At 54.2% G+C, this 23,426-nt stretch carries 20 protein-coding genes; 9 read left to right on the forward strand and 11 right to left on the reverse strand.

Annotation, left to right across the window (positions count from 1 at the left end; all coding sequences use genetic code 11):
* The first annotated feature begins 43 nt into the window (after positions 1–43).
* The 7 genes from KUO20_RS08165 (at position 44) to KUO20_RS08195 (ending at position 7,341) form a co-directional block, all read left to right on the forward strand.
* On the forward strand, positions 44–1,567 hold the full coding sequence (locus KUO20_RS08165) for a 3-hydroxyacyl-CoA dehydrogenase (protein ID WP_235042355.1): 1,524 nt from the start codon (positions 44–46) through the stop codon (positions 1,565–1,567).
* Between the two features lie 31 nt (positions 1,568–1,598).
* On the forward strand, positions 1,599–2,807 hold the full coding sequence (locus KUO20_RS08170; RefSeq protein WP_235042356.1) for a 3-oxoadipyl-CoA thiolase: 1,209 nt from the start codon (positions 1,599–1,601) through the stop codon (positions 2,805–2,807).
* A 102-nt stretch (positions 2,808–2,909) separates the two neighbouring features.
* Positions 2,910–3,731, forward strand: coding sequence for an IclR family transcriptional regulator (locus KUO20_RS08175; RefSeq protein WP_235042357.1), 822 nt, complete (start codon positions 2,910–2,912; stop codon positions 3,729–3,731).
* Between the two features lie 93 nt (positions 3,732–3,824).
* Complete coding sequence (locus KUO20_RS08180; RefSeq protein WP_235042358.1) at positions 3,825–4,943, forward strand: MlaE family ABC transporter permease; 1,119 nt, start codon at positions 3,825–3,827, stop codon at positions 4,941–4,943.
* The gene (locus KUO20_RS08185) at positions 4,943–5,767 is read left to right on the forward strand and encodes an ABC transporter ATP-binding protein (RefSeq protein WP_235042359.1); all 825 of its coding nucleotides are present in this window, start codon (positions 4,943–4,945) and stop codon (positions 5,765–5,767) included. The genes KUO20_RS08180 and KUO20_RS08185 overlap by 1 nt, the downstream gene beginning before the upstream one ends.
* Before the next feature lie 6 nt (positions 5,768–5,773).
* On the forward strand, positions 5,774–6,715 hold the full coding sequence (locus tag KUO20_RS08190) for an MlaD family protein (protein WP_235042360.1): 942 nt from the start codon (positions 5,774–5,776) through the stop codon (positions 6,713–6,715).
* Entirely contained in the window at positions 6,712–7,341 is a 630-nt protein-coding gene (locus KUO20_RS08195; protein ID WP_235042361.1) for an ABC-type transport auxiliary lipoprotein family protein, read from the forward strand. The genes KUO20_RS08190 and KUO20_RS08195 overlap by 4 nt, the downstream gene beginning before the upstream one ends.
* On the opposite strand, the gene KUO20_RS08200 is transcribed toward KUO20_RS08195, so the two are convergent.
* The 10 genes from KUO20_RS08200 to KUO20_RS08245 all read right to left on the reverse strand — a co-directional run bounded on the left by KUO20_RS08200 (position 7,338) and on the right by KUO20_RS08245 (position 19,982).
* Positions 7,338–9,197: a protein kinase domain-containing protein gene (locus KUO20_RS08200; protein WP_235042362.1), complete on the reverse strand. Its 1,860-nt coding sequence runs from the start codon at positions 9,195–9,197 to the stop codon at positions 7,338–7,340. The two genes, KUO20_RS08195 and KUO20_RS08200, sit on opposite strands and share 4 nt — an antisense overlap.
* Before the next feature lie 4 nt (positions 9,198–9,201).
* Positions 9,202–10,488: a 2-oxo acid dehydrogenase subunit E2 gene (locus KUO20_RS08205; protein WP_235042363.1), complete on the reverse strand. Its 1,287-nt coding sequence runs from the start codon at positions 10,486–10,488 to the stop codon at positions 9,202–9,204.
* Positions 10,489–10,526: 38 nt separating this feature from the next.
* Positions 10,527–11,504 (reverse strand): alpha-ketoacid dehydrogenase subunit beta, encoded by a 978-nt coding sequence (locus tag KUO20_RS08210; RefSeq protein ID WP_235042364.1) that lies wholly within the window; start codon positions 11,502–11,504, stop codon positions 10,527–10,529.
* A 1-nt stretch (position 11,505) separates the two neighbouring features.
* The gene (locus KUO20_RS08215) at positions 11,506–12,708 is read right to left on the reverse strand and encodes a thiamine pyrophosphate-dependent dehydrogenase E1 component subunit alpha (RefSeq protein ID WP_235042365.1); all 1,203 of its coding nucleotides are present in this window, start codon (positions 12,706–12,708) and stop codon (positions 11,506–11,508) included.
* Between the two features lie 134 nt (positions 12,709–12,842).
* Entirely contained in the window at positions 12,843–13,583 is a 741-nt protein-coding gene (locus KUO20_RS08220) for an ABC transporter permease (RefSeq protein WP_275415686.1), read from the reverse strand.
* Positions 13,576–14,538: an ABC transporter ATP-binding protein gene (locus KUO20_RS08225; protein ID WP_235042366.1), complete on the reverse strand. Its 963-nt coding sequence runs from the start codon at positions 14,536–14,538 to the stop codon at positions 13,576–13,578. Before KUO20_RS08225 ends, KUO20_RS08220 begins: the two co-directional genes overlap by 8 nt.
* A complete protein-coding gene (locus KUO20_RS08230) occupies positions 14,535–15,734 on the reverse strand; it encodes an ABC transporter permease (RefSeq protein WP_235042367.1) in 1,200 nt (399 codons plus the stop codon). Before KUO20_RS08230 ends, KUO20_RS08225 begins: the two co-directional genes overlap by 4 nt.
* A 49-nt stretch (positions 15,735–15,783) precedes the next feature.
* Complete coding sequence (osmF, locus tag KUO20_RS08235) at positions 15,784–16,701, reverse strand: glycine betaine ABC transporter substrate-binding protein OsmF (protein ID WP_235042368.1); 918 nt, start codon at positions 16,699–16,701, stop codon at positions 15,784–15,786.
* Positions 16,702–16,889: 188 nt separating this feature from the next.
* Positions 16,890–18,278: a cysteine--tRNA ligase gene (gene cysS / locus KUO20_RS08240; protein WP_235042369.1), complete on the reverse strand. Its 1,389-nt coding sequence runs from the start codon at positions 18,276–18,278 to the stop codon at positions 16,890–16,892.
* Between the two features lie 24 nt (positions 18,279–18,302).
* Positions 18,303–19,982 (reverse strand): glutamine--tRNA ligase/YqeY domain fusion protein, encoded by a 1,680-nt coding sequence (locus KUO20_RS08245; protein ID WP_235042370.1) that lies wholly within the window; start codon positions 19,980–19,982, stop codon positions 18,303–18,305.
* Positions 19,983–20,175: 193 nt separating this feature from the next.
* On the opposite strand from KUO20_RS08245, the gene KUO20_RS08250 reads away from it, so the two are divergent.
* Positions 20,176–20,676: a peptidylprolyl isomerase gene (locus KUO20_RS08250; protein ID WP_235042371.1), complete on the forward strand. Its 501-nt coding sequence runs from the start codon at positions 20,176–20,178 to the stop codon at positions 20,674–20,676.
* A 17-nt stretch (positions 20,677–20,693) separates the two neighbouring features.
* On the forward strand, positions 20,694–21,467 hold the full coding sequence (locus KUO20_RS08255; protein ID WP_235042372.1) for a UDP-2,3-diacylglucosamine diphosphatase: 774 nt from the start codon (positions 20,694–20,696) through the stop codon (positions 21,465–21,467).
* A gap of 68 nt (positions 21,468–21,535) precedes the next feature.
* Here KUO20_RS08255 and KUO20_RS08260 read toward each other — a convergent pair whose 3' ends face one another.
* Complete coding sequence (locus tag KUO20_RS08260) at positions 21,536–23,356, reverse strand: SurA N-terminal domain-containing protein (RefSeq protein ID WP_235042373.1); 1,821 nt, start codon at positions 23,354–23,356, stop codon at positions 21,536–21,538.
* Positions 23,357–23,426: the final 70 nt, after the last annotated feature.

Genomic DNA, 23,426 nt, shown 5'->3' on the forward strand with positions numbered 1-23,426 from the left:
ACGATCGCAAAATAAGAACTTAATGGCAGAGAGGATTTGGCGTATGTCTCGCGATTCAATAGCATCCCCCTTCACCACGCTTGGCATTGTGGGCACTGGCGCCATGGGCCGTGGCATTGCTCAGCTGGCTGCCCAGGCTGGTCTTCAGGTCATATTGTTCGATGTTAAAGAGGACGCTGTAAAAGAAGCCAAAAATTTTATTAACGGCCTGTGGGAAAGAAGCGCGGAGAAACAGCGCATCACTAGCGAACAAGCACAGCAATATAGCGGGCGATTGATTGAAGCGCATGAACTTGGCGACCTCGCCCCCTGCGATATTGTCGTCGAGGCTATTATCGAAAAGCTGGAAGCTAAACAGGGGCTGTTTAGCGATTTAGAAGGCATCGTCAGCCAGCAGGCGGTATTAGCGACGAACACCTCATCGCTATCGGTAACGGCCATAGCCGCCACCTGCCAGCATCCTGAGCGGGTAATTGGCTTTCACTTCTTCAATCCCGTTCCGCTGATGAAAATTGCCGAGGTCATCCCAGGCCTACGCACGGGCGAAGACGTGACCCAAAGAGTCAATGCCTTAGGTAAAGCCATGGGCCACTTCACGGCCCAAACCACCGATACGCCTGGATTTCTGGTTAACCATGCCGGCCGCGCCTTCGGCACTGAAGCGCTGCGTATTTTAGGTGAAAACGTCACTGACCCGGCCACCATTGATCGTATTATGGTCGATCAGGGCGGCTTTCGAATGGGGCCCTTTACGCTGCTTGATCTCACCGGGCTGGACGTCTCCCATGCGGTGATGGAGTCGATATACCATCAGTACTACGAGGAAGCGCGCTTTCGTCCTTCGCCATTAACACGCCAGCGCTTGGCCGCAGGCTTACTCGGTCGTAAAACCGGCGAAGGCTTTTATCGCTATGTAGATGGCAAACAGCAGCTGCCTGACGAACCCACTATCGGGGCTGCCCCCCCTTGCCCGGTATGGATCAGCCAGGACGACCCACAAAACGCCACGGCGCTCGCCGAATTAGTCACTGCGGCTGGCTGGCCGTTGGAAACGGGAGCACGGCCTACAGAGGAAGCACTCTGCCTGCTAACGCCTTTTGGTGAAGATACCACTGCCTGTGCGCTCCGCCAGGGGTTAGAGGCCCAGCAGTGCGTCGCGGTCGATATGCTCGCCGGGCTCAATCATCGCCGCAGCCTGATGGCCACACCGATAACTCAAATGGCTTACCTTCAAGCGGCGTCTAGTTTACTCAGTCACGATGGCACGCCTGTGAGCGTTCTTCAGGACAGTAACGGCTTTGTTCTTCAGCGTGTGATTGCCTGCATCGTCAACGTGGGTGCCGACATTGCCCAGCAGGGAGTCGCGGCACCAGCCACTATCGATCGGGCTGTTGAGCTGGGTCTAGGCTACCCCTTCGGGCCGCTACGTATGGGCGACCATTACGGCGCCGCGCGCATTATGACCATTCTCACAAATTTGCTCGATGCTACCGGCGACCCACGCTATCGCCCTAGCCCATGGCTGCGCCGCCGCGCTGCGTTGAACATGTCGCTCACCGCGGCGTAGTTCGCTCATATCAAAAATAAGGAGCATCAGTATGCAAGACGCCTATATTTACGACGGTTTACGCACACCTTTTGGCCGACACGGCGGCAGTTTAGCCAATATTCGCCCTGACGAATTGCTGGGATTGGCACTGAAGGCGCTGGTGGCTCGCAACCCTTTCGCACCCGAGAGTTATGAAGAGGTCTTGGCTGGCTGCACCAACCAGGCCGGCGAGGATTCGCGCAACGTAGCCCGCCATGCTGGCCTATTGGCCGGCTTACCTATCGAAGTGGCAGGTCAAACTGTCAACCGACTTTGCGGCAGCGGTTTGTCGGCGATCATGGACGCTGCACGCGCAGCGCGGCTAGGTGAGGGTGAACTGTTTCTGGCTGGCGGCGTAGAGTCCATGTCACGAGCGCCCTATGTTTTAGGCAAAGCGGATACCGCCTATGCGCGCACTCAACCTATGTACGACACGGTGATTGGCTCTCGCTTTCCTAACCCATGGATTGGCAAAGAGTACGGCAGTCACAGCATGCCCGAAACGGCAGACAATATTGCCCATGATCTACATATTGATCGCGACGCCAGCGATGCCTTTGCAGCCCGATCCCAGGCACGCTATGCCCAAGCGCTGGCAGCCGGTTTTTACGATGATGAAATCGTTGGCATTGAGGTTTCTCAAGGTCGTAAACAGCCGCCCCTGCTGGTAGATAAAGATGAACACCCACGCCCACAAAGCACCGCAGATAAGCTGGGCAATCTAGGCGCTCTATTTGAAGGCGGTGTCGTGACGGCTGGCAATGCCTCGGGGTTGAACGATGGCGCCGCGGCAATGATTGTAGGTACCAAGACCGCCGGTCAAAACGTAGGCATGCGCCCACGCGCGCGAATTGTAGCAAGCGCCGTGGCTGGCGTTGCGCCTCGCGTAATGGGGCTAGGGCCGGTACCCGCCTCTCAAAAAGCCCTGGCTCGCGCAGGCCTTACCCTAGGGCAAATGGATGTTATTGAAATTAACGAAGCGTTTGCCGTTCAGGTGCTTGGCTGCGTTAAACAGCTAGGGCTTAGCGTCGATGACCCGCGCTTAAATGCTAACGGCGGCGCGATTGCTATTGGCCATCCGCTAGGCGCCTCAGGCGCACGATTGGCGCTCACTGCCCTGCGTCAGCTAGAAGCCACCGGCGGACGCTACGCACTGGTGACAATGTGCATTGGCGTTGGCCAGGGTATCGCGACGATCATTGAACGCCTTGATGGCTGAGATAATTTTATAACGGCCGCTTTTCATTGATTAGCCGCAAAGCTGGGCCTAAGTAGATATGCGATACTGGGCGCCATAAGCCACCTATTGTTGGGACACTGCATGCAACCTACCGACACTGATGCCGACGACCTGCAACTGTCCGGAAAAGATCGTAACTTTGTCACCGCGCTTGCGCGCGGCTTAGAGCTGCTGCGCGCCTTTGGCGCTGGAGAAGAGTATTTAGGCAATGCCGAGCTCTCAAACCGTACCAATATCCCGCGCCCTACCGTTTCACGCTTAACCTATACGCTGACTCAGCTGGGCTATCTTCAGCACAACACCCATTTAGAGAAATATCGCCTCGGCCCCGGCGTATTGGCGCTGGGCTACCGTTTTCTCGCTAATATGGGCATTCGCGAGATTGCCCGCCCACATCTGCAAAAATTTGCTGATGCTACCGACTGCAACGTTAGCCTGGGCGGTGCGGACCGAAGTGATATGGTGTATTTGGAAGCCTGCCACGGTCACGGCCCGCTTATCATTCGTTTAGACGCCGGCTCGCGACTGCCCATCGCCACCTCTGCCATTGGTCGCGCTTGGCTGTGTGGCTTATCAGATGAGCGGCGCCAGCAGGTTCTCCAGGAGCTGGCAAAGACGTATGGCAGCGAATGGCCACGCTATCACGCGGGTATTCAGCAGAGCATGCAGGACTATGCGCAATACGGCTTTTGTCTTTCCGAACAGGATTGGCAGCGCGATATTAGCGCCGTCGCCATGCCGCTAATATTAGAAGATGGCGCTGAGGTAATGGCCATTAACTGCGGCGGCTCGAGCCTGCGCCTTGATCATGACCGGCTGGTTAATAATTTAGGCCCGCGCTTAAAAGAAGTGGCCGCCTACATTAAGCAAGAGCTAGCGCCCACATCCCGCTCGACACGATGAGAGTCAAGCTAAGAGACTTTAACTAACGCTCGTTTGAATGCATCATAGCCTTATAAACAAGCGCATTAACATAATGAGCGCAAAGGAGTGGGGATGCCAAGCGAGTGGATAGCAGATGATGACCAAGCACGGGCACTGCAGGGCGAATGGACGCTTGCCAATTATCGCCCTATCAAATCAGCGATTGCGCGAAGTGAGATTGGTAAAAGCCCAGAGGAACGTATCTCATTAAATGCTATTACTCGGCTAGATACGGCGGGCGCGATCCTGGTTATTGAGCTTATTGGCATTGATAAAGCGCTAACGGTCGCGCAATGGGCCGGTGATTTGCCAAAAGAGCAGCAGGCGCTGCTCATCCGTATTGCTGAAGCAATGGACGCACCGCTTGACGTTGCCCCCCCCACTTTCTCACGCACCAGTCAGGCGCTTGCAAACGTTGGCCAGCACATGGTGGCGCTGTGGTCGCAGCAGCGCCAGCTACTGGCGTTTATTGGCCTAGTGGTTGCCACGCTATTTCATCTACTATTTCAGCCGCGTCGCTGGCGATTAACGGCTACGGTTGCCCATATCCAACAGAGCGGCCTTAACGCCGTGCCTATCGTTGCGTTACTAACCTTCATGGTAGGCGCAGTGGTGGCGTTTCTTGGCGCGACCGTATTGGAAGATTTTGGTGCCACGGTTTATACCATCGATCTTGTAGCGTTCTCATTCTTACGTGAGTTCGGCGTGTTGCTTGCCGCAATACTCTTAGCTGGGCGAACCGCCAGCGCTTTCACCGCCCAAATTGGCGCCATGAAATCCAACGAGGAGATTGATGCTCTTCAGGCACAGGGGCTAGACCCTATTGAGCTTTTAGTGCTTCCCCGAGTGATGGCCATGTTAATCAGCCTACCAATGCTGGCATTCGTGGGTATGCTCAGTGGCTTAGCCGGTGGTGCCATGGTAGCGACACTGTCGCTGGATATTTCGCTGACGCAATTTATGAGCATGCTGCAAAAAGATGTGCCCGTAGTGCACTTTTTAGTTGGTCTTAGCAAGGCACCGGTATTTGCCTTTGTGATTGCTGTTATCGGCTGTCTAGAGGGTTTTAAGGTCAGTGGCAGCGCCCAGTCGGTGGGTGCTCATACGACGTCTAGCGTAGTGCAGTCAATTTTCATGGTCATTCTGATCGATGCTCTGGCTGCGCTATTCTTTATGGAGATGGGCTGGTGATGCACTCGGACGCACCGAAACAGGAAAAAGAGCAGCCGGTGATTAAGGTAACCGGGCTAGTCAACCGCTTTGGCTCTCACGTTGTTCACGATCATTTGGATTTAACCCTAGAACGTGGAGAAATTCTCGGCATCGTAGGCGGTTCTGGTACCGGTAAATCAGTGCTTTTGCGCAGCATTATCGGACTGAGACGGCCCAATGAGGGCACGATAGAAGTGCTGGGTACGGCGCTTAACGAACTTAGCGAAACAGAACGCAGCCAAATAGAGCGACGTTTTGGCGTACTGTTTCAGCAGGGAGCGCTTTTTAGCTCGCTAAACTTGCAAGAGAATATTGCGTTGGCGTTGATTGAACACGCCAAGCTACCCCGCGAAGACGCAGAGCATATCGCCAGAGTGAAACTCTCGCTAGTCGGTTTGCCGCCTGAGGCAGCGCTGCAATTTCCCGAGTCACTGTCAGGCGGGATGATAAAACGTGCCGCCCTAGCAAGAGCATTAGCGCTTGATCCCGACATTTTATTTCTCGATGAACCAACGGCCGGGCTTGATCCCATCGGCGCAGCCTCACTCGATGAACTGCTGGTAACACTTCGCAATGCGCTAGGTTTCAGCGTTTTTTTGGTTACCCATGACTTGGATACGCTGTACGCCGCCTGTGATCGAGTAGCCGTGCTGTCGCAAAAGCGTGTGCTGGTGGTAGATACCATCGACAAAGTAGCGCAAACAGACGATGAGTGGATTCAAGACTACTTTCACGGGCCACGTGGTCGAGCCGCACAGCGTGCTCATACCGCCTCTTCGCCTACTACAGACAGCCCGGAGTGACAGCACATGGAAACGCGCGCGCACCACGTATTAATCGGTTTTTTCACGCTGGCAACCGTTGCCGCAGCGCTACTCTTTGCACTCTGGATGAGCTACGCATCTGGAAAGCGTGACTACCAGCCCTATCGCATTTTATTTGAACGCAGCGTCAGCGGTTTATCGATTGGCAGCACGGTACAGTATAACGGCATCGAAGTAGGCGATGTCACCGAGCTTACGCTTGACTCTAATGATCCGCGTAAGGTGGTTGCTAATATTCGGGTATACGAAGACACGCCGATAAAAGCCGACACGCGAGCGAAGCTTGCGTTTGCGAGCATCACCGGCAGCATGTCGGTACAGCTTTACGGCGGCACGCCAGAAAGCCAACGCCTGATTGATCAAACCGACAGTGATGCTCCCTTCATTCAGTCAGACCCTTCCCCCATCGCAACACTGTTCGATGAAGGTGAGGATATGATCGAAAACATTAACTCCATTCTAAAAAGCGTTAACGATCTGTTTGATGATAACAACCGTGAACAGGCAGGTACGATTCTCAACAACATCGCCCGAATCACCGAAATGGTCGCGAGCCAGCAGAGTGCTTTGGACGAAAACATGGCGCTGTTCAGCGATGCGTCTCGGCAAGCGACCACGACGCTTGCAAGCATCGATGAACTTAGCCAAGAAGCCACGCAGCTACTGCGCGAAGATGGCCGATTAGTGATGCAAAGTGCCGCCGACGCCAGCCGCGACGTGGCTAGCGCTGCACAGCGCATTGAACAGTTAGTGGAAACCAATGCTGGCGCCATTGAGGGCAGCCTGCAGGGCGCACAAGATATTGCGCCGGCACTCTCGTCGCTGCGCTCTACGCTGAATACGCTGGACCGCATCACACGTGAGTTAGAAGACAGCCCGACGGACTTCCTTCTGGGCCGAGATCAGATAAAGGAGTTCCGCCCATGAGCTATCGGCATACGGCTTTCGTTTTAGCTGGCACTGCGCTGCTATTCACCAGCGGCTGTTCAATACTGCCCGAAAGCGAGCCTGCAACGCTTTATCGCTTGCCCGCCGCGACTATAGCGGCCACCGCTTCCCATGCGCCGCTGGCTACCCAGCGTCTGGGTATTGCGGCACCGGAAGCGGGTTATTTATTGAGCAGCAACCGGATTGTGGTCTACCCCGAGCACGCTATTGTCAATGTCTATGAAGATGCCCGCTGGCACGAAGATACGCCTGAATTGCTGCAGATGCGTTTAATAGATGGGCTACAGCAGAGCCAGCTGTTTGCTGGCGTAGGCAGTGATCGGCTACCTCATGACTTGCTGCTAGTCAGCGAGCTTCGCCACTTCCAGAGCGACTATGTTACCCAGCCACCGACGGTTAAGGTACAGCTCGACGTACAGCTGCTGGGCACTCAGAACCGCCCCCCCCTTGCTGCCATGGACTTCAGCGCCAGCGCGCAAGCTACCAGCGTCGATATTAGCGACGTCGTTGATGCCTTTGGGCTTGCTAGTGATGAGCTAACAGAGCAGTTAGCAGCGTGGTTGGCACAGCAGTCAGACGTGATTGCCAACGCGGACAGGCACTAGGTTGCCCGCTTTTTCACATATTCCCGCGGGTCGCGGGGATAAAAGCGCTCAGGCTGCTTTTCAAGGTGGGTAAAATAGCGGGTGTCTTTATAAGGCATTTTCATAAACCCGGACACTCCCAGGCCTTCAATTTCGCTAACCGATGCCAGAATTTTGTCCAGTAGCTTGCCAAATTCATGCTCTTTACTGGGGTCGAGTAACCGGTAATAACTGTGGATTTTGAGGTGCTGAGGCAGCGCTTCAAAAATAATCATACCGGTGTGGTGAATATCGTTAAGCTGCTGCAGCACTCGCATTATTGAGGCAGGCAGCACCAGCAGCTCTTCAGGATCCGGGCCGTCTTCAAAATAGCTGTGCTGTCGCGTTCGGTCTTCAAGCTCTGGCATCGCGCTTAGCTCGTAGCTGATGGCCATCGTTGATTCACGGACAAAGACGTCATCTGCTGAAGCACGCTCTAAGTGCAGGGTCTGGCGGGCATTAAACAAGCAGCTTTTAAATACCCCCTGGCGATGAATAGCCCGCGCCAAGTGAACCATATTATTTACCGCTTCAATAAAGGCAGGCTTCAGCGCCGGGTCGTGCAAGTTTAGCGATGAGTCAATATAGACGCCTTCACGCTCCCAACGCACCGCCAGCCCACCCACCACAGGATATTTACCCAGCCGGCTCACTGACGCTAAAAACGCTTTTTCAGTTTCTCCCATTCCTTGCATAAACTGCTTGTAGTAGCGGTCTAGCTGGACATCATTGACGTCATTCAGCGTTTCTTGCGCATTGGCCTCATGTGAAAAGGCTTCGCGTAAAAAGGCTTTGCGCGAGCTATAAACCACCGTATCGATTTCTTGCTGAGCCGGGCGCCCCCAAACAGGCACCAGCGGCACATTAACCGTTTCAGGCAGATCGATCATTACCGCTTTGGCCATGCGCGGCATATTGCGCACAAAATAGTCGCCGGCTTTGCGACGCACGTGAGGGTCGGGGTCCAGCATGCCATCCAACGTGCGGGCAAACTCTATAGGCAAGCCCAGTGAACTGGCGGGAATAGCGCGATGGCCAAAGCGACACGACTGCGCTGAGGCCAGCGCGTAAAGCGCCCCCGCGGCGCCCTGCTCATCAAATCGCGGCGATGACAGCGCACCGTTCAGCTGCTCTTCACCAATAAAGTAGACATCTCCCAGGCGGGCATTCGTCTGCTGCAGGTTGTCCGACATCAGCTCCATCACGTTGGTGCCTACAAACTGCAGCTCGGCGTCTAGCTGAGCAAACACCGATGAGCCCCAGTCAATAAGCGCAATAGACTCATGCTCAGGGTCGTACACCAAATTGGATGGTTTGATATCACCGTGAACGACCGCTCGAAACTTAGGCCCAGACTCTCGCCGTAGGGCCATAATAATATCTGCCAACTGAGCGGCAATGCGCACGATCAAGCGCGCAGAGAGGCGCCCGTGCTTAAGCGATATCTGCTCTAAATTCCAGCCGGGTGCACGCTCCATCACTAGAATAGACTGGCCTCGTGAGCGCTGATAGGCGATCAAGCCGGGGATTCGCGGGTGCGAGACTTGATCAAGCATAAACGCCTCTTCCTCAAGGCGCTCTTGCAGATGGGTTGGCAAGGTAATGCGTGAAAACTTAAATACGTAATGGGCGGTAGCGCCCTGGTGCGTGGCACTACCGCCAAAAACGAAGCCGTAAGCCCCTTTACCGATTAACTCAATGCCCTGATAGCCTAACTGGGTAAGCTGTGCTTGGCACAGCGCCACCCAGTCTTTCAACTTACGGGCATCGTGATGACTCAGCAGATATACCGACTGCTCTTCGGGTATATAAAACTGCTGAAGCGGTGCCTGAGACATCACGTTACGCCAAGTGGAGCAGCATGGCGTCCGGCGTTTCCAGAAAGCCCTTCCAGGTATTGCAGAAGCGCGCGATAGTACCGCCATCGATAAAGCGATGATCGCCTGCCCAGGTAATGGTCATAATGGCACGACGCACCACCGCGCCGCTTTCATCAAAACGCGGCAGCCACTGGGTTTTACCAATGGCAACAATGGCAGCCTCCGGCGCGTTGATAATCGGTGAGGCGTAGGTACCGCCTAAAGCGCCAATGTTCGATATGCTAATAGTGCCGCCTTTAAGATCAGCTTGATCAACTCGCCCCTCGCGGGCTGACGTCGTTAGCCGGCCTACTTCACGAGCGATTTCCAGCAGGGTTAGCCGCTCAACGCCTTTCACGTTGGGCACCATCAAGCCCGCTTTGCTATCCACCGCCATACCAATATTGCACTGCGGGTAGTAATGCAGCTCATTGCCCGCCGCATTTAACTGCGCATTGAGAATAGGCGTTTCGGCAACCGCCAGCGCCATCGCTTTCATAAAAAACGGCATTAGCGTTAGCCGCTCGCCCTGTGCTTCTGCCAGCGGTTTTAAGCGCTCCCTTAAGGACAGCAGCCCGGTGACATCAATCTCTTCGCCATAGTGAAAATGCGGAATCGTACTGGCCGCCTCCACCATACGTTTCGCCATGACGGCCCGCACGCCGCGCAAAGGCTCAACTCTAGGTTCGATGCCTTTGGCGGACACTTCTAGCGCCGCTTTGCCCGGTGTCACGTTAGCTGAGGCCTTGGTTTGCGAAGCTTGATCTAGATGCGCCAGCACATCCTCTTTTAGCACTCGGCCATCTTTGCCGCTGCTAGCAATGTCCGTAAGCTGCAGAGAGTGCTCTCGGACTAAGCGCCTAACGGCGGGGCTGGCAGGGACTTTATGCTGGCCGCCCGACTCGCTGGCGGACACCTGAGTCGTCGCGCCCGTCGATGAGCCTGAACCATATTCAGGCAGCTCTACCGGCATTTCATCAGCACCGGACTGATCGGCTACGGATGAGGCTTCGGCATCGCCTGGCGCATGCTCAGCGTCAGTTTGGTAGGCATAAAGCGGCGCGTGCACTTTAGCAATTTGGCCCTGCGGCACGTAAAGCTTGGTAACGACACCCGCTTCAGGCGCGGTAATTTCAACCAGTGCCTTATCAGTCATTACTTCAACGATCGGCTGATCTTCAGCGATGACGTCACCTTCAGCAACGTGCCACTCGACGACTTCACACTCGACAATGCCTTCGCCAATATCCGGTAGTAAGAAATCACTCATTGTTATTCTCCCCATGCGTTCTTAGGCGCTTTCAGCCGCTAAAAGTTGACGCTTTCGCGAATCGCTTCAAAGATTTTCAGATGATCAGGCATGTACTCTTTTTCCAATACCAGCGGAAAAGGCGTATCAAGCCCTGTCACCCGGGCAATGGGCGATTCAAGGTAGAGAAAACAACGCTCCTGAATGGTGGCCGCGATTTCGCCAGCGAAGCCGCCGGTTAACGGCGCCTCGTGGCTCACAACTAGGCGACCTGTTTTAAGTACCGACTCCACGACCGTATCGGCATCCCAGGGCAGCAGCGTGCGCAGGTCAATGACGTCACAGGCGATGCCCTGCTCTTCAGCCAACTCAACCGCTTTACCAATCACTTCCATCTGCGCACCCCAGCCGACCACGGTGATATCCGTGCCCTCTTTGATGACTTCAGCTTCACCAATCGGCAGCTGATAATCTTCTTCAGGCACGTCGCCGACCGCGGCGCGATAAAGGCGTTTAGGTTCTAGAAAAAGCACGGGGTCCGGGTCGCGAATAGCGGCAAGCAGCAGCCCTTTGGCCTGATAAGGGTTACGCGGCACCACCACTTTTAAGCCTGGCGTATGGGTAAAATAGGCTTCTGGCGATTGGGAGTGATAGAGACCGCCCGCGATACCGCCACCATAAGGCGTGCGAATAGTCAGCCCACCGACGTTGAACAAGTCACCTGACCGGTAGCGAAACTTAGCGGTTTCATTAACGATTTGATCGAATGCCGGAAAGATGTAGTCGGCAAACTGAATTTCCGCTACGGGCACCGAGCCTTGGGCTGCCAAGCCATTGGCAAAACCGATAATGCCCTGCTCAACCAGCGGCGTATTGAAGCAGCGCGATTTGCCAAACTTCTCCTGCAGATGGCTAGTGGCACGAAACACGCCGCCAAAAATACCCACATCTTCGCCAAAGCAGATGACTTTTTCGTCTTCGGCCATGGCAATATCCAGCGCGTTATTGATTGCCTGGAGCATATTCATTGTGGCCATGTTATGCCTCTCCCTGAGAATCAGTGCCTGTACCGACGTCTAAATCTAGCGACGCGGCGCCGCGAGGGTAGGCTTCCGGATAACGACGAATATGCCGCTTAAGCTGATCAAATTGTCGCTGTAGCGCGGGGGTAATGTCGGCATAGACATCACTGATCAAACTCTCAAGGGGCGGTGATGAGCGTTTCTCGGCGCGCTTCATGGTCTCAAGGACTTCACGGCGCAGTGTCTCTTGCTGAGTGGTCTCTTCTTCTTCGCTCCACCACTGCTTTTTCAAAAGCCATTTTTGTAGCCGTAGCACCGGGTCTTTGGCGCGCCAGACTTCTTCTTCGTCTTTTGAGCGATAGCCTGAAGGGTCGTCAGAGGAGGAATGTGCCGCAAGGCGATAGCTCATCGCTTCAATCAGTACCGGCTGGTTGCGCTCCACGGCGATTTTGCGTGCCTGACGGGTCGCTTCATAGACGGCCAGCACATCGTTACCGTCAACGCGAATAACGTGCATATGATAGCCAAAGGCACGCGGCGCAATGCCGTCAGCCGCAAACTGCTCAACGGCAGGCGTTGAAATGGCATAGCCGTTGTTGCGGCAGAAGAAAATGACCGGGACCTGATGCACCGACGCCATATTTAACGCAGCGTGGAAATCACCTTCTGATGCAGCGCCTTCACCAAAAAAGGTGAGCGTGCAGTGACCGTTACCCGCGAGCTTCTGCCCATAGGCATAGCCCGTTGCCTGAGGAATTTGCGTCGCTAGAGGCGACGAGATCGTCATATAGTGAAGCTTACGCGACCCATAGTGAATCGGCATTTGCCGACCCTTGCCGTAATCTAGATCATTGCCGAAAAGCTGATTCATAAATTCGTCAATAGAGAAGCCGCGATACATCAAGGCGCCCTGCTCACGGTATTGCGCCATGATCATATCGGCGTCATTAAGCGCCGCAGCGGCGCCCACAACGGCCGCTTCCTCCCCGGTGCACTGCATATAGAAGCTGAGACGCCCTTGGCGCTGAGCTGCCAGCATCCGCTCGTCTAAAATACGCGTGGCAAGCATCGCCTGATAAATACGCCGAGCGTGGTCACGCTCAAGCTCGGGTTCTACGGCGCCTGGGTATAGATCACCTTCAGGATCAAGCAGACTAAACGTGGGTATCGAAAGCTCATCACCGGTCATAAAATCCGGCTGGTGTACGTACTTCGTCATGAATATTATCCTTGTTTTACCCCTTATGAGGGCAGTGTTGCTGGTTAAGACCATTCATGCCAGTGGATTTATCTGCCATTGGCCAACACAACTACTGCGACAGTAACGCAGCGCAAGGATTTTAGGGATGCTACTTAAGACGCAGAGAGACGCGAACGCAGCTGGCGTTGCAGTACTTCAAACAGGCTATCGACCGACAACGCCAGTAACGCAATCGTCAGTGCACCCTGAACGATATAGGCCATATTGCCATTAACAATGCCGGAAATAATCGGGTCGCCCAGGTTGCTGGCCCCGACGGTCGCGCCTAGAGCGGCGGTGGCGATGTTAATCGTCACCGACGTGCGGATGCCTGCCAATATAACCGGGGCCGCTAAGGGCAGCTCTACGTGGCGTAATATTTGTAACGGTGTCATGCCCATTGCATGAGCCGCAGTTATAAGCTCGGCATCGACTTCTTGGAGCCCGGTAAGAGTGTTACGCACGATGGGCAGCAGCCCGTAAAGCATTAAGGCGACAATGATCGGCAGCGTGCCAAAGCCTAGTACCGGCACCGCCAGCGCTAAAACGGCCACCGGCGGAAAGGTTTGGCCCAATGAGGCTACCTGACCTACCAAGGGGAGAAAATCGCTGCCCCGCTTACGAGTGACGGCAATCCCCGCTGATACGCCAACGCTAATCGTCACCAGCGCCGCAATGCCGACAACAAAAAGATGACGCCCAAGCAGCACATAAAACTCGGCGCGACTGTAAATCACCTGCCGAGCATCGGGTTCTATCCAGTGAAAAACAGGCTCAGCAGCAGACATCCCCACAACGCTGATGAACAGCAGCACGATCCATAGCAGCGGCCATCGCCATAGCGGATTACTCACGCGCACTGCCCTTGTCCAGCTGGGCTTCTTTGACAATTTTACGCAACGACAGCTCGCCGACGGGAACGTCGTGCTGATCGACAACGGTTAGCCGGTCGCTATGGTCGCGTAACATCATAGATAGCGCCTGGCGCAGCGAAAAGTCGGCAGGAATACGTGACTGGGCTGGCAGCGCCGATCCCATCGAGGTCATATGGTCTTTAACCCGCGCCAGTGCCGCTTGTTTCAGGCCTCGCTCAAGGCCGCCGAGCAGCGATTCAACAAAAGGATCTGCGGGATGTTTTAACAGTGCCAGGGGTGAGCCCTGCTGAACGATCCGCCCCTCTCGCATGACAACCAAGTGATCGGCTAGCTTTAGCGCTTCGTCCATATCGTGAGTCACAAACACGATGGTTTTGTGCATGCGCGCCTGTAGTTTCGCTAGCTCATCCTGGAGCTTTTCACGGGTGATGGGGTCAAGCGCGCCAAAGGGCTCATCCATCAGCATAATATCGGGATTAGCAGCGAGTGCGCGCGCAACGCCTACCCGCTGCGCTTGGCCACCCGAAAGCTGATGTGGATATTTGTGCCCGAACTCGTCCACCGGCAACCCCAGCAGCTGCATTAACTCCTCTACTCGCGCCTGAACGTCTGCTGATGACCACTTTAACAAGCGCGGAACCAGCCCGATGTTGCGCGCAACGTTCCAGTGAGGGAATAGCCCGGTATGCTGAATAACATAGCCAATCCGACGACGTAATTTCACCGGGTCGTAGGTTTCGATCGACGCTCCATCAAGCGTTATTTCGCCCTCGCTATGTGCGATTAAGCGATTGATCATACGCAGCGTCGTCGACTTACCGCAGCCGGAGGTGCCGACTAAGGCGCAGAACTTACCTTTGGGTATCCGCAGCGATATGTCGTTTACCGCGATTTCATTACCAAATCGTTTAGAGACATTCGCAAGCTCAATCATCTTGTTCCCCCGGGGCGTAGCGCTTCGGCAAGCGCCCCCAACCCTGCATCCACTATGAGAGCCAGCATTAAAATGGGCAATGCGCCAAGTAAGACCATATCCATGGCCGCCTGGCCTAAGCCTTGAAAAATGAAGGTACCAAGGCCTCCTGCCCCAATCAGCGCAGCCACGGCGGTCAGTCCAATCGCCTGAACAGTGGTAATACGAACGCCCTCTAACAGCACCGGTAGCGCCAGCGGTAGCCGCACCTGCCAAAATCGCTGACTAGCACGCATGCCCATTCCTTTGGCCGCTTCTAATGTCACGGGGCTAACTTCTTCGAGCGCGATATAGGTGTTACGCACCATAGGAAGCAGGCTATAGGCTATCAGCGCGATTAAGGCGGGCGTCGTGCCAATACCACTAACGCCAAGACTGGCTAAAAAAGGCACGTTCGCGGCAAGCCAGGCAAGCGGCGCCAGCAGTAAGCCAAATAGTGCAATGCTCGGAATCGTTTGAAGGAAATTGAGTAACGTGAAGGCGACCTTCTGCAGCCGCGCGTAGCGGCGCATTAATAGCGCTAGCGCAAGCCCCAATACAATGCTCACGCTAACGGCAATACCCACCAGCGTCATATGCTGGCCAACAGCGCGGATAAACAGCTGATCACGCGCTTTAAACTCTTGCACCAACGCAAGGCTATCTAACCATAGCGTGGCGCACAGCCACCACACTAAGGCAATGCCGCTGAGCAGCAGCGTGGGCCATAGCCGCGTAAGGTTTAGACGTAAGCGCAGCTCCACTAGGCTAAGCAGTAGTATAAACAGCGTCACCCAGTACCCGGCTCCCAGGCCTAAACGCGCCTGGGGCAGCTCAGGTTCAATCAATAAAAAACTGCTGGCTATTAAGCCGAATGGCATTAAGGCCATTAGCATGACCACCACCGCTAGCAGCGCCTGGTAGTGGCGCTGGCTTGGCTGCCACGCTAAAAAAAACATGGCGCTGAAAAGTAGCGTGGCTAACAGCGCACCGGGCCAGCCAAACGCTGCCGGTGCGCTATAGCCTGTCCCTAATACAATTCTATTGGGGGCCATGCTCACCATGTCTAATGTCCAGAATGCCGCCAGCATCACAACGCTCAGGCTAACCAGCACGACATTAGGGTGCAGCCCATCTCGGTGGATGCGCAGTGTGGGCAGTGCATCCCGTAGCGACATTAATGGATCATCCTAAGCATCAAACACTAGTGATTAACAAGATCAGGCGCTACTGATCCAGCGTGTCAAGATAGTCGCTGGCCACCTGGGTCGGCGACAAGCCATTAACAGCCACATCGGCATTCAGCGTTTGCAGCGTCTCTAAGTCGAGAGTGACAAACACTTCGTTAAGTAATGTCTCCATTTCCGGATGCTCGGCCAGGACACTTTCACGCACAACGGGGGCAGGCTGATAAACGGGCTGTACACCCTTGGTATCTTCAAGCACCACTAGACCTAGGGCTTTTAATCCGCCGTCCGTGCCATATGTCATAGCGCCGTTAACACCGCTGGTCTGCTGCGCGGCGGCCCGCATGGTGGCGGCGGTATTTCCTCCAGAAAGCACCAATAACTGATTATCGTCCAATGTAAAGCCATAGGCTTCCTGGAACGCCGGAAGCGCCAACGCCGATTCTACAAACTCAGCGCTTGCCGCAAATTTGAACGCACCGCCGTCAGCTAAGTAGGCGGCAAGATCGTCGAGGCTGACTAGATCATTCTCGGTGGCGACGTCTTCACGGATACTCATTGCCCAGGTGTTGTTAGCGCTAGCAGGCTGCAACCACACTAAGCCTTGCTCGGCATCGCGCTCTCGAACGGTTTCATACGCCTGATCAGAGTCATTCCACACGCCGCTGTCGGTCATATCAAAGAAGAACGCGCCGTTGCCCGTGTATTCTGGATACACATCAATTTCGCCAGCTTCTAAGGCTGTACGAACCACGCTGGTCGCGCCTAGCTGCAACCGATTTTCGGTAGCAATGTCATTGCGCTCCAGGGTCTGAATAATCAGCTCACCCAGCACCGAACCTTCCGTGTCAATTTTGGATGAGACGACCACCGGCTCATTGGCGCGGGCGTGAGAGAATGCAGCTAGGGACACAGCACAGGCAGCGATTAAGGGCTTAACAATAAATGAATTAGCCATGAAAGAATTAGCTGAAAAGCGCATCTTGGAATTCCTTTTGCAGTGGGCTTTTTGTCGACTTAGGCTCTTATCCAGTATAAGAGCCTTCAGCACTTTGAGTATAAAAGCCTTCAGCGTCTTGAGTATAAAAAGACCATTAGCGTTTAAGTCAGAGCCTATCTCAGCCAAATCATTTTAATGGTGATGCGCTAAGGCGCCTCAAATATCCAAGACGTGCCTTCTCGGGCATCTTTAAGAATAATCCCTAGCGCTGCAAGCTCATCGCGGATCGCATCGGCCTGGGCGAAATCTTTATTCGCTTTGGCCGCTATGCGCTGCGCTATTTTAGCGTCAATCTCGCTTTCGCTAAGTGGCATCGCCTGTTGCGTACCTTGCAAAAAGGTTTGCGGCACTTGCTGAAGCAGTCCCAAAATAGCCCCAAGCTGCTTTAACTCAGCGGCAAGGCGAGGCGCTTCTGCAGGCTTTTCCTGCTTGGCGCGATTGAGTTCTCGCGCTAATTCAAACAACACGGCCAGCGCTTCTGGAGTGTTGAAATCATCGTCCATGACGTGAGTAAAACGCTCACGATAAGCCGACGCTGCGCTACTGGCGGCGCTGCTTTCCACATCCTGCAGCGCCGTGTATAAGCGCGTCAGCGATTTTCTTGCATCCGTCAGTGAATCTACCGAATAGTTAATAGGACTACGGTAATGACTCGCCACCAGCAGAAAACGCACGACTTCGGGGTCGTGTTCAGCCAACACGTCACGAATGGTAAAGAAGTTACCCAGCGATTTGGACATCTTCTCTTGATTCACGCGCACGGCCCCAGCGTGCATCCAGGTATTAACGTAGGTTTTGCCAGTGGCCGCTTCGCTTTGGGCAATTTCATTTTCATGATGCGGAAAGGTTAAATCCGGCCCGCCGCCATGAATATCGAACGTATCGCCCAAACAGCAGGTCGACATCGCAGAGCATTCAATATGCCAGCCGGGGCGACCGTCGCCCCAGGGCGATGCCCAGTGAGCCTCGCCCGGCTTAGCCGCTTTCCAGAGCACGAAATCTAGCGGATCCTCTTTACTGACATCAATATCAACCCGCGAACCTGAGCGCATATCGTCAAGCTGGCGGTTGTTAAGCTTGCCGTAATTCGCAAATTTACGTACCCGATAATAGACATCACCATTATCAGCCGCGTAGGCAAAGCCTTTTTCAATCAGCGTTTCAATCATTGCCACGATATCGCCGATATGCCCGGTGGCGCGAGGCTCGTGGCTGGGCGGCAAGACAAATAAACGCGCCTCATCTTCGTGCATGGCTGCGATCATACGCTCAGTCAGCGCCGCGATGCTTTCACCATTTTCATCAGCGCGTTTGAGGATTTTGTCGTCGATATCTGTAATGTTGCGTACGTAGTTAACCTCATAACCACGCTCGCGCAAATAGCGCGTGATGACATCAAAGGCGACCATTACGCGGGCATGCCCAAGGTGGCAATAGTCATACACGGTCATACCGCAAACATACATGCTCACTTTTCCCGCGACCAGCGGGGTGAAAGGTTCTTTGCGTCGCGTCAGCGTATTGTAAATATGCATATGCCTATCCATGTTTCTCAGCCCTTAACCCTTCTGCTTGATTTTAGCCCAGCTATCTTTCAGACCTACGGTACGGTTAAACACGAGCTTTTCGGGCGTGGTGTCGTGGCGATCAGCGCAGAAGTAGCCGACACGTTCAAATTGAAAGCGTGACTCAGGAGCTGCTTGCGCAAGGCTAGGCTCGCCGATGGCTTGGCATACAGTGAGCGACTCAGGATTGAGGTGATCAAGAAAATCGCCATCTTTATCACGATCAGGTTGCTCAATGGTGAACAGGTTGTCATACAGACGCACTTCTACCGGCACGCCGTGAGGTGCGCTAACCCAATGAATCACACCTTTAACCTTACGCCCTTCAGGGTTTTTGCCCAGGGTGTCAAAATCAACCGAACAGTGCAGCTCGCTAATTTCGCCGGCGGCATCTTTAATTACTTCATCGCAGCGAATCACGTAGCTATTGCGTAAACGGACTTCTTTACCTGGCGCCAGGCGGAAGAACTTTTTGGGCGCATCTTCCATAAAGTCTTCTTGGTCGATGTAGAGCTCCCTAGTGAACGGCACCTTGCGCATCGGCATATCATCCCGCGCGGGGTGCCCAGGCACTTCGTACATTTCTTCGTGGTCTACCGGAACGTTGGTCAGCACGACTTTCAGCGGCTTCAATACACACATGGCGCGCGGCGCATTGTCTTCGAGATCCGAGCGAATCGCATGGGTCAGCATTGCGATATCGACCAAGCCACCATCAGCACGGGTAACGCCAATCATCTCGCAGAACTTACGAATAGACGCCGCCGTATAGCCACGACGACGCATACCAGAAATAGTCGGCATGCGAGGGTCGTCCCAGCCATTGACAATGTTTTCGTCAACCAGCAGCTTCAGCTTGCGCTTGGAGGTCAGCGTGTAATCCAGATTGAGCCGGGCAAACTCGATTTGGCGGGGTTTTGCAGGCACCGGCAGGTTGTTCAAAAACCACTCATAAAGGGGCCGGTGATCTTCAAATTCCAAGGTGCAGATTGAGTGGGTAATGCCTTCAATGGCATCCGACTGACCGTGGGTGAAATCATAAGAAGGATAAATTTTCCATTTATCGCCCGTTTGGTGATGGCTGGCGTGACGAATACGATAAAGGATGGGATCGCGCAGATTGATATTAGGAGACGCCATATCAATTTTTGCACGCACGACTTTTTCACTTTCACCAAATTCACCTTCACGCATGCGCGCTAGCAAATCCAGGTTCTCTTCGGCGCTGCGCTCGCGATAAGGGCTGGGCTTGCCTGGCGACGTCAGCGTGCCGCGATACTCCCGAATTTCATCCGGTGAAAGATCGTCGACATAGGCTTTGCCTTCACGCATCAAGTGCTGCGCCCAGGCGTAAAGCTGATCGAAGTAGTCCGACGCAAAACGCACGGGGCCTGACCACTCAAAGCCTAACCAGCTAACGTCTTCTTTGATCGCATCGATGTAAGCCTGCTCTTCTTTCGCCGGGTTGGTGTCGTCAAAACGTAGATGACACTCGCCACCCAACTGCTCCGCCAACCCGAAGTTTAGACAGATCGACTTCGCATGGCCGATATGTAAAAAGCCGTTCGGCTCCGGGGGAAAGCGTGTCACGATTTTAGTGACCTGGCCGCCCTCGATTTCGTCGCGTACTTGGTTGCGAATGAAGTTCGGCGCTGGGGTGGTCTCGTTGGTCATGGTGGTGTTGATAACCTCTGGTGGATGGCGTACTAAGCAGTGAAGGCATGCCGTGAAAATATCCCTTAAAAACATCCCTTAAAAACATAGGATACTCCTATGGGCCTTCGCGGTGCAGGGCAAAACAGCTATTATAACGTGACGCCGATGCACAGCGCCAAGGCGAACGCCTTTATTGAACAGGAATTTACCAATGATCGTATTACAGACGAACCACGGTGACATCACCATCGCTCTTAACTATGAAAAAGCGCCGATCAGCGCGGCGAACTTTGAACAGTACGTCCGCGACGGGTTTTATGACGGCACGTTGTTTCACCGGGTAATCGACGGCTTCATGGTCCAAGGCGGCGGTTTCGATAAAGACTTTGAGCAAAAGCCTACCCGTGACGCTATAGACAATGAAGCCGACAATGGCTTGAAAAACACGATTGGCACGCTAGCCATGGCTCGTACCCAGGATCCAAACTCTGCGACGGCGCAGTTTTTCATTAATGTGGGCGACAATAGCTTCCTGAATCATAGCGGCAAAAATCTGCAAGGCTGGGGCTATGCGGTATTTGGTGAAGTCGTTGAGGGTATGGATGTTGTGAACGAGATCAAAAACGTAGCCACCACGCGCCGCGGCATGCACGCCGATGTGCCTGCTGAAGATGTCATTATTGAGCGCGCCTACGTCAAAGACGCTGAATAACGAATGCCGGGAGCTTTATGCGCACACTGCTTGTTGCCGACCTGCATCTAAGTAGCGATACCCCTGAGCTTAATCAGGGGTTTTATGACTACCTGGAACACACCGCCCCTGGCGCCGATGCCCTATATATCCTGGGTGATCTGTTTGATGCCTGGATTGGCGATGATCTTATTGACGCTAACGCTGAACCGCTCAGCCGCGTTGCACAAGAGGTCATTCAGCGCTTACGTAAGCTGAGCGACGATGGCACTCATATTTACCTGATGCACGGTAACCGCGATTTTCTGCTCGGTGAGCGCTTCGTAACGGCCTGCCAGGCAACGCTGTTACCCGATGTTCACGAAGTAGAAATTCAGGGTATCTCCGTCGTGCTGCTGCACGGCGATAGCCTGTGCACCATGGATCAGGCCTATATGGCTTTTCGTGCTCAGTCGCGTAATCCAGAGTGGCAAGCACAGATGCTTGCCCTACCTTTAGAACAGCGCCTGGAGCTGGCTAAAAGCCTGCGTATGCAGTCGGGCGAAGCCAATGCAACGAAGGCCGAGGCAATCATGGATGTAACCCCGCAAGAGGTCACTTCGCTGATGGAGCGCTACGGCGTTGCCACCATGATTCATGGTCACACGCATCGTCCGTTGGTACATGATGTGACGGTGGAAGGCGTTCCCGCCAAGCGCTATGTGCTTGGCGACTGGGATGCACAACACGGCTGGGATATTGTCATTGAGTCCGCGGACGTAGCTTCGCCACAGCTACGTCAATTCACGTTAGCACAACCGCCCAGCGCCTGATTATTAAGCCGCCCTACTAAAAAAGCCGATCACAAAGATCGGCTTTTTTTCAAACAGGCAATACGCCGTTAACGCTTGATGTCTGCATCGCTGTACAGATCCTCAATCAATCCTTGTAGAACCGATTGAGCGCGTAGCTGCTCAGACATTTGGGTGACAAACGCCTCCATCTGCTCGTCGACGTCCCCATCGCTAACGCTATCGAGCGCCACAATGGCAACGCCTTGCGGCAGCTCAACCGATGCATAGACGCTTTGATCTTCTTCAGGGTGCGTCATGCGGAAAGCTTCTTGCACAATAACCTGAGGCACCGTTGTATCGGCCTGACGACTAACGTTATCAGCGTCTAACCAGTCAATATCGGCTTGGCCGCTGTCTTTTAGCTGAGTAATTAACGCCTGCGCTTCTTCACGCAGCGCCTGCTGCTGCTGCTCGGCTGCTACAGAGATTTCAACCTCTTCGCGAACATCGTCTAGCGATAGCAGCGTAGCATCGCGCTGCTCGGCAATCCGCAGTACCATGCGGCGATCAGGATCGAGTTCAATCACTTCGCTGTTATAGCCTTCCTCCAGCACATCACTACTGAAGGCAGCCGACATCACGCCAGGCTCAGACAGCACGCCCTCGCCTTGGTCATCGCGGCTAAGCCAATCGCTTTCATTGAGCGTTAAGCCAATCTGGTCGGCAACACCCTGCAAGTCATCCGCGGCAAAGCTCTCATCGATTAGCTTCTGAGCCTGCTGATTAAAATCGCTATCAACATCGCGCAGGGCTACTTCACGCGCTAGCTCATCACGCTGCTCTTCAAACGAAGGGCCTTGTATATCCGTTACTTGGATAATATGGAAAGCACCGTCCAGCTCGACCGGCTGAGAAATATCACCTTCTTCAAGGCCAAAGGCGGCCTCATCAAAGGCATCGCCAAAGAAGCCGCGGCTAATAACGCCAAGATCGCCGCCCTCTTCAGCGCTAGCAGTATCATCAGAATAGCGTAACGCGGCGTCCTCAAAAGATTCACCGTCATCCAATGCGTCGCGAGCGGTTTCTGCTAAGGCCTGAGCCTCATCACGAGAGCGCTCACCACCGAAGGTCACCATGATGTGAGAGACGCGACGATCCGCCGCGCGGTTTTGCTCGCGCCATGCATCCATTAATGCGTCTTCATCGACCTCACGATCTTGCGCCATTGCGCTACGGTCAAGTAATACGTATTCAAGACGTACTTGTTCAGGACGTTCAAAGCGGGCCTGATTAGCATCGTAATAAGCCTGCATTGCCTCTTCGTCGACGGCGGTATCAGCCTCTAGAGTCGAGCCATCCAATACGACATAGCGGAAATCACGCTGCTGGCGCTGTAGCTCCGCTAGTCGGCTCTGCTCATTAGGTAGGCTAAAGTCGCTGAAGGCGAGGCCTTGCTGCAAATGCTGGCGCTGGATATCAACGCGTAGCTCTTGACGGAACGACATCGGCGTATAGCCGGCGCCCGCTAAGCGATTACGAAATACGTCGGCGGAGAAACGCCCATCCTGATCATGAAACTCAGGCAGGCCAACAATCATCTGATCTAACTGCTGATCAGAAACGCTAAAACCACCGTCTTTAGCATATTGAGACAGCAGTTGCTGAGTGATGAGCTGATCGAGCATGTCGCTACGCAAGGCGCGCTCTTGCTCTGGAGGCACTTGCCCTGAACGAAGCGCTCGCTGCACCTCTAGCTCAACCTGCTGACGCATAATTGGCTGGCCATTGACGCTCGCCACTTCATTCGGATCGCTACCAAAAAGCCCGAACAGTGACTCAATCCCGAAAAATGCCATGGCCGCAACCATAACACCGATAATAATTTTGGCACCCCAGCTCCTGGAGCCATCTCGAATACTTTGCAGCATACTAGCCTCAGATAGTCACAGCCAAACACATCGACCCGCCAAATCCTAACAAACAGGGGGCCAGAAAATA

The sequence above is a fragment of the Vreelandella profundi genome (assembly GCF_019722725.1).
Classification (GTDB): domain Bacteria; phylum Pseudomonadota; class Gammaproteobacteria; order Pseudomonadales; family Halomonadaceae; genus Vreelandella; species Vreelandella profundi.

Bases quoted from the DNA above. Each gene is read 5' to 3' on its own strand.
- KUO20_RS08205 (WP_235042363.1), bottom strand. From the start codon at position 10,488: ATGAGTGATTTCTTACTACCGGATATTGGCGAAGGCATTGTCGAGTGT.
- KUO20_RS08200 (WP_235042362.1), bottom strand. From the start codon at position 9,197: ATGTCTCAGGCACCGCTTCAGCAGTTTTATATACCCGAAGAGCAGTCG.
- KUO20_RS08250 (WP_235042371.1), top strand. From the start codon at position 20,176: ATGATCGTATTACAGACGAACCACGGTGACATCACCATCGCTCTTAAC.
- KUO20_RS08185 (WP_235042359.1), top strand. From the start codon at position 4,943: ATGCACTCGGACGCACCGAAACAGGAAAAAGAGCAGCCGGTGATTAAG.
- KUO20_RS08210 (WP_235042364.1), bottom strand. From the start codon at position 11,504: ATGGCCACAATGAATATGCTCCAGGCAATCAATAACGCGCTGGATATT.
- KUO20_RS08255 (WP_235042372.1), top strand. From the start codon at position 20,694: ATGCGCACACTGCTTGTTGCCGACCTGCATCTAAGTAGCGATACCCCT.
- KUO20_RS08165 (WP_235042355.1), top strand. From the start codon at position 44: ATGTCTCGCGATTCAATAGCATCCCCCTTCACCACGCTTGGCATTGTG.
- KUO20_RS08245 (WP_235042370.1), bottom strand. From the start codon at position 19,982: ATGACCAACGAGACCACCCCAGCGCCGAACTTCATTCGCAACCAAGTA.
- KUO20_RS08230 (WP_235042367.1), bottom strand. From the start codon at position 15,734: ATGTCGCTACGGGATGCACTGCCCACACTGCGCATCCACCGAGATGGG.
- KUO20_RS08180 (WP_235042358.1), top strand. From the start codon at position 3,825: ATGCCAAGCGAGTGGATAGCAGATGATGACCAAGCACGGGCACTGCAG.
- osmF (WP_235042368.1), bottom strand. From the start codon at position 16,701: ATGGCTAATTCATTTATTGTTAAGCCCTTAATCGCTGCCTGTGCTGTG.
- KUO20_RS08260 (WP_235042373.1), bottom strand. From the start codon at position 23,356: ATGCTGCAAAGTATTCGAGATGGCTCCAGGAGCTGGGGTGCCAAAATT.
- KUO20_RS08175 (WP_235042357.1), top strand. From the start codon at position 2,910: ATGCAACCTACCGACACTGATGCCGACGACCTGCAACTGTCCGGAAAA.
- KUO20_RS08195 (WP_235042361.1), top strand. From the start codon at position 6,712: ATGAGCTATCGGCATACGGCTTTCGTTTTAGCTGGCACTGCGCTGCTA.
- KUO20_RS08225 (WP_235042366.1), bottom strand. From the start codon at position 14,538: ATGATTGAGCTTGCGAATGTCTCTAAACGATTTGGTAATGAAATCGCG.
- KUO20_RS08215 (WP_235042365.1), bottom strand. From the start codon at position 12,708: ATGACGAAGTACGTACACCAGCCGGATTTTATGACCGGTGATGAGCTT.
- KUO20_RS08190 (WP_235042360.1), top strand. From the start codon at position 5,774: ATGGAAACGCGCGCGCACCACGTATTAATCGGTTTTTTCACGCTGGCA.
- cysS (WP_235042369.1), bottom strand. From the start codon at position 18,278: ATGCATATTTACAATACGCTGACGCGACGCAAAGAACCTTTCACCCCG.
- KUO20_RS08170 (WP_235042356.1), top strand. From the start codon at position 1,599: ATGCAAGACGCCTATATTTACGACGGTTTACGCACACCTTTTGGCCGA.